Genomic DNA, 15642 nt, shown 5'->3' with positions numbered 1-15642 from the left:
TGCAAGCCGCAATGGTCCACGTTCTCTACAACGTATTCGCACTACTGGTGATCTTCGGCCTGCCATTCCTGCGATGGATTCCACTATGGGGAGCAACCACGCTCGCCAAACTCGGTGCCGAAAACAAACTCTGGGTGGCCGGATGGGTACTCGGAGTGTTCCTTGTTCTCCCTGCGACGCTTATCGTGTTAACAGTTCTGCTCTAGGAGAAAACAGTGTCTAATCATCAGAACACCCCCACCGCCGATGAGCAGCTGGAACTGATCATCAGCCAGACCGAGGCTGCTCTGCGAGTACTGCGCGCAGAGTTGGAGGCACATCGGGAGATCCGAGCCCAGTACGAAGCAGTCGACCAGATGCCCCAGCTTTTGGACGTGACCAAGGACCGCTGGCGAAACGTAGCCATCTTCATCGATGAGCTCACCTCTGAAATCCGCGCCCACCGCCAGCACAATCGGAGCAACGCACATGAGAGCTAGCCGAACTTTCGCCGTGCTCGCTGCCGGCTCACTCACACTTACTGCCTGCTCCAATGACACCGACCCGATCCGCGCCTCAGGTTCAGCCACCGTGTATCCGATTACCGAGGCCGTCGCCCGAGACTTAGATGTCTCTATCGTCCAGCGCTCTGACGGAACCCTCGACGGCTTCGAGAAGTTCTGCTCCGGAGACACCGAGCTCGATAACGCCTCAGGGGCCATCCCCGGCGCAGGCCAGAGCACCGACTACATCCAGATGTGCGCCGACAACGGCGTCGATTTCATCGAACTTCCGGTCGCCCTCGCCGCACTAAGCCTTATCCGCAATGAACAGAACGGAGAGGTCGGTGACCTAACGATGGACGAGGTGCGTTCCATCTGGGAATCCAACTCAGCAGTCACCACCTGTTCCGATGTCCGACCGGACTGGCCAGACGAGGAGATCGAGCTTCTTGGCCGCGGCCCAGGCTCCGCAACCTTTGACTACTTCACCTATTGCGCCGCCGGCGAGACGGGCGAGATCCGCGATGACTACGAAGCAAATCGACGACCCCTCCGACCTGGCGAAGCGGGTAGCAGATTCCCCGTATGCGCTCGGATTCACCGCAGTGGGCAGTTACCTCGCAGAGGCGGACCACCGTGAACAGATCACGACTATCGACATTGATGGTGTCCAGCCGACACTGGAGAACGCACAGAACGGGACCTACACACCGCTAACTCGGCCATTGTTCATCTACGTCTCCACCAAGGCTTTAGAGAACAATGCCGACCTCGACAGTTTCGTGTCCGGGTACCTCGATAATGTCGCAGGAATCCTCCCCCACGTCTACTACTACGCTCTGTCCGATTCGGACTACGAGCAGGTCAAAATGCGTTACGACGACCGCATCACCGGCACCATGTTCGACGGCGACCCGCACAGTGACATTGAATTGTCCTCAGCGCTGACCAATTAACTGCCTCACCCGTGTGCCCCCGGTCCGATCGGACCGGGGGTTTAGCGATGAATTTCACACTACGCCCCACACCACCCCGCAACATCCCGGAAACATGCAGGTCAAACATGAACAGAACCCAACGCTAGCCTGACACACCTGTCGCAACAGTGTCATAAAGGTGAAGGTAAACCGACAAATCTCCCGCCGTTCACCCTTTGTTCACTTTCGATGCACTCTTCGGACAGTTTGGTTTCCTAGTCTCCCTCTCAGCCTCGCACCAACAATGGGAGAACATGAATGACGATGAAGCTGTCCCGCAACTCCGCTAACAAGCCAACGGAGATTGAGGAAGCTGTGGTCGCTATCGAGAATGACGACACCTCTGAAGCGACACCGTTAAGCCCGTTCGAAAAGCTCGGACTCCAGGGCAAAGCCCTAGCCTGGGCCAACTGGATCGCCGTCGTTCTTGGCATCTACGTCCTGATCACAGCAGTTAGTGTCGTCGGCAGCGGATTTAAGATCGCCACCGGCGGCCAGGCCGAGGAGCTGTTCTCCTTCGCCTCAAACCCGCTCGTTGCTTTGATGATCGGTCTGCTTGCGACGGCGCNTATCCAGTCCTCCACCACGGTGACTTCGATCATTGTGGGCCTGTGCGCTGGCGGTCTGCCGATGGCTACCGCCATCCCNATGCTCATGGGTGCGAACATCGGCACCACTNTNACCAGNACTTTGGTCAGCCTCGGCATGGTCCGCGACAAGGAATCCTTCCGCCGTGCCTTCGGCGCTGCGTCGATTCACGACTTCTACAACCTTCTCGCGGTCCTCATCTTCCTGCCGCTGGAGCTAGCGCGCTTCCGGTGCGCTCGCAGGCTCGATGTCCGGCAGCGACGGCGGCCCGGTGGCCGCAATCTTCGGCGGCCTCGGCAACGCTGTCACGGCAGTAACCGATCCCCTCGGCGACCTGATCATTTCCGCCTTCAGCTCCCTGCCCGGTGCCTGGGGCGGAATCACCTTGATCATCGTCGGCATCGGGTTGATCCTCGCCGTCATCTCCTTCATCGGCAAGCTCCTGAAGGTCGTCATGGTCGGAAGGGCCAAGAAGGTCCTGCATAACGCGATCGGCCGCGGCCCCATCTCCGGCATCACCTCCGGAACACTCATCACCGTGATGGTGCAGTCCTCCACCACCACCACCGCACTGGTCGTCCCGCTGGCAGGCTCCGGCACCTTCTCCCTCAAGCAGGTCTACCCGTTCACCCTCGGTGCAAATGTCGGCACCACGCTGACCGCACTCATCGCAGCGTTCGCGTTCTCCGGCCCAGAGTCGTACTTCGCGATGCAAGCCGCAATGGTCCACGTTCTCTACAACGTATTCGCACTACTGGTGATCTTCGGCCTGCCATTCCTGCGATGGATTCCACTATGGGGAGCAGCGACACTGGCCAAGCTCGGCGCTGAAAACAAACTCTGGGTGGCCGGTTGGGTACTCGGAGTGTTCCTTGTTCTCCCTGCGACGCTTATCGTGTTAACAGTTCTGCTGTAGGAGAAAACAGTGCCTGACAACGAAGATCCGCACCTGACTGCGGATGAACAACTAGAAAAGATGATTAGCGAGACCGAACAGGCTCTCGCGGAGCTTCGCGCTGAGCTTTCGGCGCACCGCGCTGAGCGCGACCGAGAGGAAGCGCTCGACCAGATGCCTCAATTGATGGACGTCACCAAGGCCCGCTGGCGCAATGTCGGGGTGTTCATCAGCGAGTTGACCAGTGAGATGAAGAGCCAGCGCGAGTCCCCTCACCGTTACGTTCTCCGTGATGACAGTGAGGACTAGGCGCGTCCTTCTACCCTCCGTGGTCGCAATGTCGCTGGCATTGACCGCCTGCGGGACGGAGGAGACGGAATCGCTTTTCTCGGATCTGAACCTCGTGGGGGAGTCGGAGGGTCCTGATACCACTCTCGGTCGGGCCCTCTCACTTATCGACGCCGATGATTTTTCCTACATCGGTTTCACCGACCAGACCCGGGTCTCATCATTGGGCACCGCTGAGTGGGGTCTTCTCACCGCAATTGGATCACCGCTGGCGAACTACGACAGTTCTGCCCTTGACATCGATATTGATTCTGCTGATCTGCTTGTCACCCTCGGCGATTCCTCGCTCATCCATGGCGGCCAGTCGCCCGCAGAAATCATCGAGGCCGCTGAGTCTGCCGGCTGGGAAGGGGACGGAATTCTCCACCAGTCCCCCGTCTCCACTGAACCGCTGACCATCCCGGCGCCGTCGATCCTCCCCTTCGACGAATCAGTGGCGTACGGCAGCGTCGTTGAGGGCTTCCAGCCCTCTGAAACCTCGCTTTACGACGCCCCCAGCGCCCACTCCCTCACCCTCTGCCTCGCGGACGTGATCTCTGCGGTCCTGATGCCAGGAATCGCTGTCGGAGTCAGCGACGACGGAGGTGTCATCTGTTCAATTCCAGATGCCTCTGAGAACTCCTCTGATCTCGCCGACGACATCGTCAGTCACCTTGAGACATCCCCCTACGTCACGGACCTAGAACCCGAGACCACCGATGACGCAGCGAAGGTCACCTACACGCACACGCGCGATGCTGACCCGACGACAATGATCAACGAGCTGACTTCCGGCGGGTACCGCACCGGCTTTACTAGCTAAAAAACCCCCTGAATTCAGGAGGTTAAGTGTGCCCCCGGTGAGACTCGAACTCACACTGGACGGGTTTTGAATCCGTTGCCTCTGCCAATTGGGCTACGGGGGCGCGGTCGAGCTTTGCTCAACCCGATTTATCTTAGCGTGCCGATGCCCCAGCAGAAAAACGACGCTGCAAAAGCGCTACTCCGCCGACGATCACAATGCCGAGAATGACCATTCCCAGCACTGCAAACCAGTCATCACCGATGCCCATAAGGCCGCCATCTTCGGTCTGCCACGGCCACAGTGCACGAAGCGAACCGAGCAGCAGACCTGCCGCTGCAGCCATGGTAAGGGTGTGGTGCTTGGTCAGGAGCCTCTCCAGGACACGGACGATCACGATGACACCGGTGATCGCACCGAGGATGAAGATGCCGATGTATCCGAAGTCGAGGTTGTCCACAGCAGCCAGGGTCGGTGCGTAGAGACCCATGAGAAGAAGGAAGAACGAACCGGACATACCCGGCAGCAGCAGCGCAGAGATCGCGATCGCCGCGGCTCCGAAGATGATGTACCACGGCGGGTCGACCAGAGTGGCCGACGGCAGCGAGGTGATCAGGAACAAACCGATCGCAAAGACCACAAATAGGATGATCGCTTTAGTCCGCATCCCTGGTTCTTCCAGGGAGGACGGGCGGATCTCCTGCAGCGGCACAATCACTGAGATGAGGATCATGCCGAAGAAGAGGCCGTTCGACAGCGTCGGATGGTTAGTCACGAATGACTCCATGTAGCCGGCGACGATGAACACCATCGCGACCATGCCGATGCCCAGGGGGAAGAGCAGTTTCCAGTCGACCCGCTTCAGGCCGCGCTTGAAATTTCCTTCCATCGCCATCTTCGGCAACCTGACGATCGCGTAGGCCGAGAAGATGAGCCGTTCGTAGATTCCCGTCACCAGTGCGACGGTTCCGCCGGACACGCCCGGGACCGTCTCGGCGATGCCGATGAGGCCGCCCCGGAGCAGGTTGGTCGCCGTTTCAGGGACCTTTGGCGACTTGGTTTGTTCGTTGGTATCCATCGCGGAGAACAGTACCCGAACGCTGCCGTATTCCATCGGTTCATTGACGCAGATCACGGCTGGACGTGTCATCAGTTTGGACCGCCAGTGTGTACGGTCGGCAGTAAGTGTCTAAAAACAGGGAGGATCCGATGCCGAAGCGTGGCGTACCGAAGGTACTGCTGGCGGCAGCAGCTGCCGTGGGGCTGTTCCTCGCCCTGGGCCTCTTCATCGTCATTCCCCTGTTCTATGGGGTCGACGGTCTCCTTCCGGCGATCCTGCTTGCCGTCGCAGTCGCACTGCCCGCCGTGTGGTGGATTCACCACGAACTGCGTGAGTACCGCGCCGCGAACGACCCGAACGCACCCGCGGGCGTCATGGACCGGCGCTGGCGGTACATCGTGCCAGTGGCCGTCGTCATGGCGTTTTTGGGAGGCCTCACTCTGGCAATGGCCAACCCTCTGTCGTCCGATAACAGCAATGACGAACCGACGACTACCTCCGAGACGATGAGGCCGCCGTCGCCCACGAGGGGGACGTCGTCAAGCATCACGACGTCAACCCCGACCGCCACCCAAACCCCCACGAGCACGACCACCACAACTTCGACGCCCACGAGCTCCACCACGACCTCCGAGCCGCCGACGACGACCTCAGAGACCACAACTTCCGAAACCCCAACGACAACTGAGCCACCCACGACGACGGAACCAACAACGGAACCAACAACGGAACCGACGACGACCACGTCCGAGCCCACCGAGAGCACCCCACCTCCGGAATAAACTTATAGTTTCTTACGTCGAATGGGACGCCTCCAACAGGATTTGGCGGTAAAGTTAACTTTTGTGCGTACGCGCCCGCGGCCACAGTGACCCGAGTCTCCCGAGGAGTTAGACCGCTACATGGATACCGAGAAGATGGCACCGATCACGGACGAAGAGATTTTCCGCGCTCACGAAGGTGGAAAACTCATCACCTCGTCGACGCTTCCTCTTAACACCACCCGGGACCTGTCCATCGCGTACACCCCGGGCGTAGCTCGGGTCTGCTCCGCAATTCAGGATGATCCGGAACTGGCCCGCACCCACACCTGGTCGGGCAAGAATGTCGCTGTCATCACTGACGGCACAGCTGTTCTCGGACTCGGAGACATCGGGCCGAAGGCGTCCCTCCCCGTCATGGAAGGCAAGTGCCAGCTCTTCGGCGGCTTCGCTGGACTCAATGCTGTTCCGCTCGCGCTGGACACCACAGACGTCGACAAGTTCGTCGAAGCAGTCAAACTTCTCGCTCCGTCCTTCGGTGGCATCAACTTGGAGGACATCGCGGCTCCGCGCTGCTTCGAGATCGAAGCCAAACTGGACGAGGCATTGGATATCCCGGTCTTCCACGACGACCAGCACGGCACCGCAGTTGTCATCACCGCCGGCTTGCGTAATGCCTGCCGCATCCTCGACAAGGAACTGTCGGAGCTGAAGGTCGTCATCTCCGGTGCAGGAGCTGCAGGCATTGCCACCACGCGCATGCTGCTGGCCGCCGGTGTCCGCGACATCACCGTTTGTGACTCACGTGGCGTGATTCATGATGGCCGCTCCCCCATGAACTCTGTGAAGACGAACATTGCAGAGGTCACCAACCGTGCCGGCGTTACCGGCACAATCCGCGACGCATTGGTCGGCGCAGATACTTACATCGGACTCTCCGGCGGACAGCTCGAAGATGCAGACCTGGCGGGCATGGCTGAGAACTCGATCCTATTCTCCCTGGCCAACCCGAACCCGGAGATCTCCCGCGAGCTCGCTGCGAAGTACGGCGCAATCAACGCCACCGGTCGCTCTGACTACCCGAACCAGATCAACAACGTGCTGGCTTTCCCGGGAATCTTCCGTGGAGCCCTCGATGCCGGCGCGAAGCGCATCACCGGAACGATGAAGCTCGCGGCTACTCGCGCCATCGCGGAGGTCGCGCAGGACAACCTCTCCGCTGATTACATCGTGCCGTCGCCGCTGGACCCCCGTGTCGCTCCGACTGTTGCCGCTGCCGTCGCAACCGCTGCGCGCAATGATCGCCTCTCCGGTGCTCCGCAATTCACTGATTCCACTGAGGAATAGTCACCCAGGGAGTTACCAGCGCGAAATCAGCTGCCGGTAAGGTAGTGCCTCATGACACGACCTATCCGAGCGGTGCTTCTCGCTGCCGCCGTCATACCGCTGATGTTCGGTGTGACGGCGTGTGTGACGAACACCGAGAGTGACCACCCGGAAGGCTGGTACCAGGTCCATCCGGAACCGGTGCCGGAGATCATCGCGATGCTTCCCGACGCCGTCCGCGATGGCGGAACCCTCTCCATCGGCACATTCCCTCCGTTCGCCCCAGCCGAGTACAAAAACTCCGAGGGCGAGATCATCGGCTCGGATATTGACCTCGCTCAGGGCGTCGCAGATGTGCTCGGGTTGGATCTCGTCGTTCGTGAGCAGGACTTCGCGATGATCCTTCCATCGATCACTGCGGGCACGCTCGATTTCGGCGCCTCGGGTTTCACTGACAACGAGGAACGGCGCAAGCGCTACGACTTCGTCAATTACCAAGAAGCCGGCATCCAGTGGGCTACCCAGCCGGGCAATGACATCACCCCAGACACAGCCTGCGGCCGTACCGTGTCCGTGCAACGCAGCACCGTCTCGCACACAGACGACCTGACTGCTCGAAACCAGGCCTGTATCGACGCGGGATTGCCAGAGATTGACGTCTTGGCGTACCCCGACGGCGGGACCGCAGCCACCGCAGTTGTCCTCGGCCGTGCTGATGCGATGTCCGCAGACTCCCCTGTCACTCAGTGGGCCGTGGCCAGGTCCGACGACAAACTCGTGACCACCGGCGAGGTCTTTGACGGCGCCCTGTACGGTTGGCCAGTCGCCAAAGGCTCGGACCTAGTTCCCGCTCTAGCAGCGGCTCTGCAGAATTTGATCGATGAAGGCTACTACGAGGAAATCCTGCAGATGTGGGGCCTTGAAGAGGGTGCACTGCCCGTAGCGACAATCAACGGAGAGGAACCCCGATGAGCCAGACCACCACAGATGGCGCACTGGACGTGCCCATCAAGGCCAAGCGACTTCCCCATCCGGGCCGATGGATCGCCTCCGCGATCATTATCGGCCTGCTGGCATGGTTCATCATCGGTGCCGCAACCAACGAAGCATACGGCTGGCCGGTGTACCGCCAGTACCTCTTCGACACTCGCATTGCAGAAGGTGCCCTGAACGCACTGATCCTCGCGGTACTCGCGATGGTCATCGGTGTTGTCGGCGGTGTCTTACTTGCGGTTCTTCGAATGTCAGACAATCCGATTCTCCGCGGTTTCGCCTGGCTCTATCTGTGGATCTTCCGTGGCACTCCGATCTACGTGCAGCTGGTTTTCTGGGGCCTGCTGGGCAACATCTACTCGGTGGTCAACATCGGAGTAGCGGAAATCTCCCTCGAAGACCTGCTGTCGAACTTCTTCGTCCTCGCTTTCATTGGTCTGGGTCTGAACGAGGCCGCGTACATGGCGGAGATCGTCCGCGCCGGTATCCAGGCGGTACCGGAAGGCCAGACTGAAGCGTCCAAGGCACTCGGCATGAGCTGGTGGAAGACCATGCGCCGTACGGTCCTCCCCCAGGCAATGCGCATCATCATTCCGCCGACGGGCAACGAGTTCATCTCACTATTGAAGACCACGTCCCTCGTCGTCGTGGTGCCGTACACCAATGAGCTCTTCGGCCGGTCAACAGACATCGCGAACGCCTTGTTCGACACCATCCCGCTGCTCCTGGTCGCGGCCACTTGGTACCTGGCCATGACGTCGATCCTAATGGTCGGTCAGCACTACTTGGAGCAGTACTTTGCCCGTGGTGCGACGCGCCAGCTCACCGGACGTCAGTTGGCCGCTCTGGCTGACGCAGAAGGTGTCCCGCCTGCCAACACCATCGTCGTGGAGTCGACAGACAAGTCCCAGGAGGATCACCGATGACCGCTACTGACCGTCCCATGGTCGAGGCTCAGAAGGTCCGTAAAAATTTCGGACGCTTGGAAGTCCTCAAAGGCATCGACCTCACAGTTCCGCGCGGTTCCGTGACGACGCTTGTTGGCCCCTCCGGGTCCGGCAAGTCCACGATGCTGCGCTGCATTAATCACCTCGAACAGGTCAATGCAGGACGTCTCTACGTCGACGGCGACCTGATCGGCTATCGGGAGCGCAACGGTCGTCTGCATGAGATCTCCGAACGTGAGGCAGCTCGTCAGCGCCGCGAAATCGGCATGGTGTTCCAGTCTTTCAACCTGTTCCCGCATCGCACCGCGATCACGAACATCATGGAGGCTCCGGTTCAGGTCAAGGGCGTGAAGCCCGCCGACGCCCGCAAGCGCGCCATGGAATTGCTCGAGCAGGTCGGCTTGGCGCACAAGGCTGACGCGTATCCGGTACAGCTTTCCGGTGGACAGCAGCAGCGTATCGCCATCGCTCGGGCGTTGGCGATGGACCCCAAACTGATGCTTTTCGACGAACCCACCTCCGCCCTTGACCCTGAGCTCGTCGGCGAGGTCCTGAACGTCATGCGGGGTCTGGCTGACGAAGGAATGACGATGATCGTGGTCACCCATGAACTGTCGTTCGCCCGCGAGGTCTCGGACCAGGTGGTGTTCATGGCGGAAGGCCAGGTCGTCGAATCCGGTCCGCCGTCCCGGGTTTTGGAGAGTCCGACCGAAGATCGCACGAAGGCTTTCATCTCGAGTCTCTTCTAGTTCTCAGCAGTCATCAGGCGGAGGTGTCCACCTCCGCCTTTTGCATACCAACAAGTGAATTTTCGATAACTCTATCGAAACATGCCCCTGACCTCTTGCGACGCACCCTCGAACGATGCAATCATCGAACATGCAAGCGAACATATTCGATAACGAGAGGAGGGGCAACCGATGTCCACTACCGATTCCACCGCCGAGTGCCCCTTCGAGGCTGCACTTGGAGATACTGCACCGAAATGGGGCCACGAAAATTCGTCCATACGTGCCCAGCTAGCGCTGGCCCGCAATCGTTCCGAACTTGCCCTTGCGGCCCAATGCCTCTGTGAGCCGGAAGATGACGCTCGCCATCACGTCACCTGCCTTACCGCCGACCTTGGACAGACCGAGGCCGCAGTCCGGGATTACCGGAAGGTCGGACTCATGATGGAGCGCCTACCGAAGCTCGCAAACGTTCTCACCGTGCGTGGATTCGCGCCCCTGAAACTGCTCAAGAAGTTGGCCGCGGCGACCCTGCCTATCGGAGAGGAATTCTTCGATGAGGTGGAGCCCTTGCTACTCAAGGCACTGACCCCCTCTACAGACAAGCTCGGCCTACCTGATTGGAAGGAGCTGTTCCCGAAGGTCCAGCGCGCAATCGACGCTGTCCACCATGCTGCCCGACCGGCTGACCTGGACGGAGGACCAGTCCCGGCGGAGGTAGAGGAGACTTTCGATAGGCGCCGCCCCGAAGCACCAGACAAGGCTCACCGAATCGCACTGAATCTCGCTCCGGCGCACGCAGAGGAAGCACACCGGGTGATCTCTACGATCTCCGCCACCAAGGAATGTGACGGCGCGGAGGCCTTCATGCACCTTGTCCGAGGCACCGCGGAGGTCGGCATCAATCTGCACTTATACCGCAGCACAGACGGAGGGCCTGTCTGGATGCCTGGAGTTGGAGTGCTGTCCGAGGCGCTAACTGCGGAGTACATGGCGATGGTCACCTCTGTAGATACCCTTAGCCCGAGCGTTGCCGGTGGATACGCCGCCACAGCGAGCCAGAAGGCATTCATCATCGGCCGCGACGGCACCTGCATGTTCCCAGGCTGCGCGAAGAGTCCTGTCGATGCCGACATGGACCACATCACCAACTTTGACGACGGCGGCCCTACCTCGACCGATAACCTTCATACCCTGTGCCGGCGACATCACAACGAAAAGACCAAGGGCCTGTGGGACGTCACTCGATCTCTGGCTGGCACCGAATACTGGACCTCCGCCACTACCGGAGTACAGGTGGCCACTGAGGCATCCGGACCTGTCCGTCATCCCGGAATGATTCCCTTTTCCGCCAGTGTGCGGAAGGCCGGTGAATTGAGGAAGGAGCATAACGAGCGTCGAGACTTGGCACGCGCCGAATACCGAGAGAGTGTCGAACAGGCTCGCAATGTCCAGCCGCTTGTGCGAATGCTCCAGGAAATGCGAATTATGGCAGCAGACGAAACTGCCGATGAATTCATCGCCTCAATTACCAAGCATGAGGCCGCAGCCGCTACCGAGGCGGCTGTCCGCCGCGCTAAGGCTCGTCATGAACGTCAGCACATGAAGATCCTCCGCTTTAAGGCGCAGGTGGAATCCTCGGAGCCAATCCGAGTTCCCGACCCGCCGACGGTGGAGAAGCCGGAACCCATCATTGAAACGATGCAGATCTACCTCAACGAACGCAATCCGGTGGCAGCACTGACTGCGATTGGAAAGCTACTGGCGAAGTTCGACACCGGCGAGATCAAGACCTGGGAAACCAACTTCGCCGACCCCACTCCCCTTCGTCAGAAAATTGAAGAATGCCGACTGCGTCGTTTCCGACTGAAGGTCCGTCGGGCTACAGCAGCACGAGCCCGCGAACCAGGGTGATCACCGCACCTGCCACTGCCAATGTCATCGCGACCTTCCTCGCGTTGGCTGCTGAGACATACCCTGAGAGCTTCGTGCCCGCCCACAGTCCAATGAGCATGCACACGATGCCGATGATCCAGACGGACCCTGGGACGTCCGGAAGGACCATGTGATCCGCAGAAGTCTCTTTCACCAGCACCGACACGAAAGCAGCGAAGAAGAACAGCGGCTGCAACGTTGCCCGGAAACTATTCTGGCTCCACCGCGAAGCCTGGGCGTACACGGTCAGCGCAGGCCCGGCGATTCCGGCGAGCGTATTCATGAACCCAGCGGCAGCACCTGAACCCATTGCGAATGAGGTTCCGGTAACTGCGGCCTGCTTCGGGATGAAGGTCGTCACCAACAGGCCGATAAGTACTAATGCACCGACGAGCACCTGCAACACCGCCGTCGACATGTTGTGGACCACCCATGCCCCGGGCACCGCCCCGATAACCATCACAGGACCAAGCAGAAGGAACTGTCTCCAGTCGATGTCTTTGCGCAACGCCATCGATTGGAACACTGCGTTGATGGCAGCGAGCACATTCACGATCAGCACTCCGACGACAGGGCCCAACACCAGACTGAGAACGGGAGCACCCAACAATCCAAGACCCATGCCTGAGATCCGTTGCAGGCATGCCCCGATGACCACCACTGCAGCAATGACGCCGAGGATGAGGAGCGTGTATTCCATTGGTCCAAGTGTGGAGAGGGGAACGTCGTAAAGCAAAACCGCCGCCTCCCGAATGGGAGACGGCGGCCGGTGCGCAGAAAAACTAGATGACGCCCTGAGCGAGCATCGCGTTGGCGACCTTCTTGAAGCCAGCGATGTTGGCTCCGGTCACGTAGTCGTTCTCGTGGTCGTACTCACGTGCAGTATTGGCGCAGGAGAGGAAGATGTTCTCCATGATGCCCTGCAGACGGCTGTCGGTGTACTCGAAGGACCAGGAGTCACGGGAGGCGTTCTGCTGCATTTCCAGAGCAGAGGTGGCGACACCGCCAGCGTTGGCAGCCTTACCCGGTGCGAAGTGGATGCCCGAGGCACGGAAGACCTCGACGGCCTCCGGGGTGGACGGCATGTTCGCACCCTCAGCGACGTAACGGACGCCGTTGGAGATGAGAGTCTTAGCGTCTTCACCGTTGAGCTCGTTCTGAGTGGCACACGGAAGTGCGACGTCAGCCTCGAGCTCCCACACGTTGCCGCGCGGGTGGAAGGTAGCACCCTCAGCCTCCTTGACGTACTCATCAACGCGGGCGCGGCGCACCTCCTTGATCTCCTTGAGGAGTTCAACGTCGACACCGTTCGGGGTGGAGACGTATCCGGAAGAGTCAGAGAAACCAACGACGGTCGCGCCGAGCTGCTGAGCCTTCTCAGTGGCGTAGATAGCAACGTTTCCGGAACCGGAGACGATAACCTTCGCTCCGCTGATGGAGTCGCCCTGGTCTTCCATCATCTTCTGGGTGAAGTAAACGCAGCCGTAGCCGGTTGCCTCGGTGCGGACGAGGGAGCCGCCCCAGGTCAGGCCCTTGCCGGTGAGGACACCGGACTCGTGGCGGCCGGCGATGCGGCGGAACTGTCCGAACATGTAGCCGATCTCACGGCCACCGACTCCGATGTCACCTGCGGGGACGTCGATCTTGTCGCCGATGTGGCGCTGCAGCTCGGTCATAAAGGACTGGCAGAAGCGCATGATCTCCAGGTCGGAGCGGCCCTTCGGGTCGAAGTCCGAGCCACCCTTGCCGCCGCCGATGGGCAGGCCGGTGAGGGAGTTCTTAAAGATCTGCTCGAAGCCGAGGAACTTGATGATTCCCAAGTTCACCGACGGGTGGAAGCGCAGGCCGCCCTTGTAGGGTCCGAGGACCGAGTTGAACTGCACGCGGAAGCCACGGTTGACGTGCACCTGGCCCTGATCGTCGACCCACGGGACGCGGAAGATCAGCTGACGCTCCGGCTCACAGAGACGCTGAACCAAGCCGTAGTCACCGTAGTACGGGTCCTTGTTCAGGACGACCTTCAGCGAATCCAGAACCTCGGACACCGCCTGATGAAATTCCGGCTCCCCCGCGTTCCTGCGGAGGACCAGCTGGTAGATGTCCGACACCTTCTCGTCGACGTTCACGTGCACACCTTTCTGCATGCCCCGCCCCGGAACAATTTGTTAACAGCCTGTTTCCGGAACGCGGGTAATCGATTTCCATCAGTGATTGTTTCACGACCCTGGGTCGATACGAAACAGAAACGCACATACGCCTTACATTTCCGTAATGTTTCGCCCCTGTTTCTACTGAACATCAACGCAGGTTAGGGGTGGCTACATCTGTTCACATATTTCGGGATCATTACATGTTTCGGGAACATATACGCGCTGTTTCGGTGACATAAATCACACAAAATAGGGCTATGAGGGCTGGATCTCAAGGTGCCACGGGTAGTGTGCGACGGCCTCCAGGAGGTCATCGAACTGACGGTAGACCGGGTCCGGCGGCAGATCTGCGTCCGGAGTCAGGAGCTTCGACAGGGACATTGCCAGACCATTTACCGAACCGGTGACTCCGTTGACATCGATGCTGTAGCGCCGCATTTCACGGCCCTCCACGCTGCTGTCCGGGTTCTGGCGCTCCCACTGCTCGATGAGCTGCGAGTCCTCGTTTGCGGCATTGACATCGATCTCGGCTCCGGAGAGTTTCCCTTCGGCGATGAGCCCGTCAATGCGCGCGCGGAAGGCGTCGGCCAGTTGCGGGGCTTCTTCCGGAAGTACCAGGCAGTTGAAATGAATCTTCGTCATGGGTAGAAGGGTACCCTAATATTATGCCCCACGCCGTCATCTGCCCTGACTCGTTCAAAGGCTCCGCCACCGCCGTTCAGGCTGCCGCAGCGATTGCCCGTGGTTTTCAGGAGGAGGGCTGGACCACCGCACAATTTCCGTTAGCGGACGGCGGTGAAGGCACCGCCGAAACCCTGCTTCCCGACGCCCTAATCCACACCGTCCCCACTACCGATGCCCACGGCGACCCTGTCACCGGAATCTGGAGAGGTTCCGGGGTCCTTGACCTTGCCAGCGCATCAGGGCTGCCACAGGTGGGTCGACTCTCCCCTGAACTGGCGTTGGCTGCCAGCACTCGTGGAACCGGCGAGGTGATCGTCGACGCGCTGCGGGCAGGTCACCGGACGATCGTGTTGTGCCTCGGTGGCTCCGCGACGACCGATGCTGGCGCTGGTCTAGTCGATGCAGTCTCCGCGGTATCGGATCTGCTTCCCGACGTCACCTGGCGCCTCCTCACCGACGTCACCACAACCCCTCGCGACTGCGCCTCCGTATTCGGTCCACAAAAAGGAATGGACGCAGCCGCGGTGACAACTGCGACCGAGAGGGTTCTTAGAGAATGTGAGGTAGCGGGAGTCTCCCCAGACGAACCTCGGTACGGCGCAGCCGGGGCCACTCCGGTAGGTATCGCCGGCCTCGTCCGAGACTATGGCGGTTCGCTATCGGTGGAGGCAGGAGCTCCGGCTGTCGCCCACGAAGTCGGGCTTTCGGAAGGGATGCTGATGGCGGATGTGGTGGTGACGGGTGAAGGGAGCGTCGATAAGCAATCTTTAAGTGGGAAGGTCGTCGGCTACGTAGCGTCAGTCGCTCCTGCTCCGCTGCTGCTCATCGGTGGGCGCGTGGATGCCCAGGCGGCACGAGCGTTAGGCGCGACGGATTTCCGGAAATTGTCTGGCGACCTGGCTGCGACGGAGCAGGACCTCACTGCGGCGGCCAGGGATCTGGCGGCGACATACACTCGATGGGTAGCCGCACCCGATGAGGAGTAAC

The 15642-nt window shown here is 60.2% G+C and carries 17 protein-coding genes, 1 tRNA gene and 2 pseudogenes; 14 read left to right on the top strand and 6 right to left on the bottom strand.

The features are described 5' to 3' along the window. The 8 genes and pseudogenes from YWU_RS0114035 to YWU_RS0114010 form a co-directional block, all read left to right on the top strand. Nucleotides 1-206: pseudogene (locus tag YWU_RS0114035) on the top strand (Na/Pi cotransporter family protein); the annotation flags it as partial. A gap of 9 nt (nucleotides 207-215) precedes the next feature. After that, nucleotides 216-479 (top strand): hypothetical protein, encoded by a 264-nt coding sequence (locus tag YWU_RS0114030; protein ID WP_027020954.1) that lies wholly within the window; start codon nucleotides 216-218, stop codon nucleotides 477-479. Then, nucleotides 469-1122: a substrate-binding domain-containing protein gene (locus YWU_RS17750; protein WP_169718918.1), complete on the top strand. Its 654-nt coding sequence runs from the start codon at nucleotides 469-471 to the stop codon at nucleotides 1120-1122. The genes YWU_RS0114030 and YWU_RS17750 overlap by 11 nt, the downstream gene beginning before the upstream one ends. Further along, nucleotides 1088-1438 carry a type 2 periplasmic-binding domain-containing protein gene (locus tag YWU_RS17745; RefSeq protein WP_051260405.1) on the top strand — a complete coding sequence of 117 codons (351 nt, stop codon included), beginning with the start codon at nucleotides 1088-1090 and terminating at the stop codon, nucleotides 1436-1438. Before YWU_RS17750 ends, YWU_RS17745 begins: the two co-directional genes overlap by 35 nt. A 279-nt stretch (nucleotides 1439-1717) precedes the next feature. Further along, a pseudogene (locus YWU_RS18735) lies at nucleotides 1718-2125 on the top strand (Na/Pi cotransporter family protein); the annotation flags it as partial. Nucleotides 2126-2294: 169 nt separating this feature from the next. Continuing rightward, the gene (locus YWU_RS18730) at nucleotides 2295-2963 is read left to right on the top strand and encodes a Na/Pi symporter (RefSeq protein ID WP_240484150.1); all 669 of its coding nucleotides are present in this window, start codon (nucleotides 2295-2297) and stop codon (nucleotides 2961-2963) included. A 9-nt stretch (nucleotides 2964-2972) separates the two neighbouring features. Beyond that, nucleotides 2973-3251: a hypothetical protein gene (locus YWU_RS0114015; protein ID WP_027020953.1), complete on the top strand. Its 279-nt coding sequence runs from the start codon at nucleotides 2973-2975 to the stop codon at nucleotides 3249-3251. Nucleotides 3252-3279: 28 nt separating this feature from the next. Further along, nucleotides 3280-4092 (top strand): hypothetical protein, encoded by an 813-nt coding sequence (locus tag YWU_RS0114010; protein ID WP_027020952.1) that lies wholly within the window; start codon nucleotides 3280-3282, stop codon nucleotides 4090-4092. A gap of 29 nt (nucleotides 4093-4121) precedes the next feature. Here YWU_RS0114010 and YWU_RS0114005 read toward each other — a convergent pair. From YWU_RS0114005 to YWU_RS17740, 3 genes are all read right to left on the bottom strand, one after another. Beyond that, a tRNA-Leu gene (locus tag YWU_RS0114005) sits at nucleotides 4122-4195 on the bottom strand. A gap of 30 nt (nucleotides 4196-4225) precedes the next feature. Then, nucleotides 4226-5221, bottom strand: coding sequence for a DUF368 domain-containing protein (locus YWU_RS0114000; protein ID WP_240484149.1), 996 nt, complete (start codon nucleotides 5219-5221; stop codon nucleotides 4226-4228). Between the two features lie 226 nt (nucleotides 5222-5447). After that, nucleotides 5448-5888: a hypothetical protein gene (locus tag YWU_RS17740; protein ID WP_156892860.1), complete on the bottom strand. Its 441-nt coding sequence runs from the start codon at nucleotides 5886-5888 to the stop codon at nucleotides 5448-5450. A gap of 145 nt (nucleotides 5889-6033) precedes the next feature. On the opposite strand from YWU_RS17740, the gene YWU_RS0113990 reads away from it, so the two are divergent. The 5 genes from YWU_RS0113990 to YWU_RS17735 all read left to right on the top strand — a co-directional run bounded on the left by YWU_RS0113990 (nucleotide 6034) and on the right by YWU_RS17735 (nucleotide 11800). Beyond that, a complete protein-coding gene (locus YWU_RS0113990; RefSeq protein WP_027020949.1) occupies nucleotides 6034-7239 on the top strand; it encodes an NAD(P)-dependent malic enzyme in 1206 nt (401 codons plus the stop codon). Between the two features lie 51 nt (nucleotides 7240-7290). Then, nucleotides 7291-8190: an ABC transporter substrate-binding protein gene (locus YWU_RS0113985; protein ID WP_027020948.1), complete on the top strand. Its 900-nt coding sequence runs from the start codon at nucleotides 7291-7293 to the stop codon at nucleotides 8188-8190. Then, the gene (locus YWU_RS0113980) at nucleotides 8187-9137 is read left to right on the top strand and encodes an amino acid ABC transporter permease (RefSeq protein WP_034648029.1); all 951 of its coding nucleotides are present in this window, start codon (nucleotides 8187-8189) and stop codon (nucleotides 9135-9137) included. The genes YWU_RS0113985 and YWU_RS0113980 overlap by 4 nt, the downstream gene beginning before the upstream one ends. Continuing rightward, nucleotides 9134-9907 carry an amino acid ABC transporter ATP-binding protein gene (locus tag YWU_RS0113975; protein WP_027020946.1) on the top strand — a complete coding sequence of 258 codons (774 nt, stop codon included), beginning with the start codon at nucleotides 9134-9136 and terminating at the stop codon, nucleotides 9905-9907. The genes YWU_RS0113980 and YWU_RS0113975 overlap by 4 nt, the downstream gene beginning before the upstream one ends. Before the next feature lie 171 nt (nucleotides 9908-10078). Then, nucleotides 10079-11800, top strand: a complete 1722-nt coding sequence (locus tag YWU_RS17735) for an HNH endonuclease signature motif containing protein (protein ID WP_051260403.1) — start codon at nucleotides 10079-10081, stop codon at nucleotides 11798-11800. Here YWU_RS17735 and YWU_RS0113965 read toward each other — a convergent pair. The 3 genes from YWU_RS0113965 to YWU_RS0113955 form a co-directional block, all read right to left on the bottom strand. Beyond that, a complete protein-coding gene (locus tag YWU_RS0113965) occupies nucleotides 11769-12521 on the bottom strand; it encodes a sulfite exporter TauE/SafE family protein (RefSeq protein ID WP_027020945.1) in 753 nt (250 codons plus the stop codon). The genes YWU_RS17735 and YWU_RS0113965 overlap by 32 nt on opposite strands. Nucleotides 12522-12603: 82 nt before the next feature. Beyond that, on the bottom strand, nucleotides 12604-13947 hold the full coding sequence (gdhA, locus tag YWU_RS0113960) for an NADP-specific glutamate dehydrogenase (protein WP_027020944.1): 1344 nt from the start codon (nucleotides 13945-13947) through the stop codon (nucleotides 12604-12606). A gap of 279 nt (nucleotides 13948-14226) precedes the next feature. Continuing rightward, entirely contained in the window at nucleotides 14227-14613 is a 387-nt protein-coding gene (locus YWU_RS0113955) for a hypothetical protein (RefSeq protein WP_027020943.1), read from the bottom strand. 23 nt (nucleotides 14614-14636) lie between these two features. Between YWU_RS0113955 and YWU_RS17175 the strand changes: the two genes are divergently transcribed. Beyond that, the gene (locus tag YWU_RS17175) at nucleotides 14637-15641 is read left to right on the top strand and encodes a glycerate kinase (RefSeq protein WP_051260402.1); all 1005 of its coding nucleotides are present in this window, start codon (nucleotides 14637-14639) and stop codon (nucleotides 15639-15641) included. Nucleotide 15642: the final 1 nt, after the last annotated feature.

The sequence above is a fragment of the Corynebacterium sputi DSM 45148 genome, from assembly GCF_000427865.1.
Classification (GTDB): domain Bacteria; phylum Actinomycetota; class Actinomycetes; order Mycobacteriales; family Mycobacteriaceae; genus Corynebacterium; species Corynebacterium sputi.
This window is presented reverse-complemented; position numbering and strand designations above follow the sequence as displayed.